Raw genomic sequence first — 507 nt, 5'->3', positions numbered from 1 at the left:
GAAGATAGCGCCATACGAACCATCTGTTCTTCCGCAGAACAATCCATTTTGGGAACTAAGTATTCACTCATGTAGTGCGAATCTTTTAAAACGTTTTCAGTGCTTAAATTTTCTTTGGGATCAGAACCACAACAGGATTGAGCGGTATCTTCACAACTGTTTGAAGTGTTACAGCAAGGAGATGAAGATTTTTCTTCTTCCTCTTCACCACAACAGCTAGGCGTATTATCACAATTCTTTGAATTGCTTGCTTCTGCAATTGATGGATGATTTTCTTGTTGAGATTTCTTATCTTCGCATGGTGTTTCTTTACTACATCCACAGCCACTCATAGTTATACCCATTAAAAAAATTTATAAACTTTGAATATTAGAATCCCTATAGTTACTATAGAGTCAAGATTTTTTGGAAATACCAACTCAATGCATTTAAAAATTGGTGAACTCTCTAAAAAAACCTCATGTTCAGTATTAACAATTAGGTTTTATGAAAAGGAAGGTTTAATTC

1 protein-coding gene and 1 pseudogene are annotated in these 507 nt (G+C 34.3%); one reads left to right on the top strand and one right to left on the bottom strand.

All coding sequences use genetic code 11. The features are described from left to right. A pseudogene (locus tag NI462_RS14950) lies at positions 1 to 332 on the bottom strand (cation transporter); the annotation flags it as partial. Between the two features lie 90 nt (positions 333 to 422). Between NI462_RS14950 and NI462_RS14945 the strand changes: the two are divergent. After that, a partial coding sequence (locus NI462_RS14945; protein ID WP_253161244.1) for a MerR family DNA-binding transcriptional regulator occupies positions 423 to 507 on the top strand: 85 nt, incomplete at its 3' end.

The organism is Acinetobacter lwoffii, from assembly GCF_024129715.1.
GTDB lineage: Bacteria > Pseudomonadota > Gammaproteobacteria > Pseudomonadales > Moraxellaceae > Acinetobacter > Acinetobacter lwoffii_U.
This window is presented reverse-complemented; position numbering and strand designations above follow the sequence as displayed.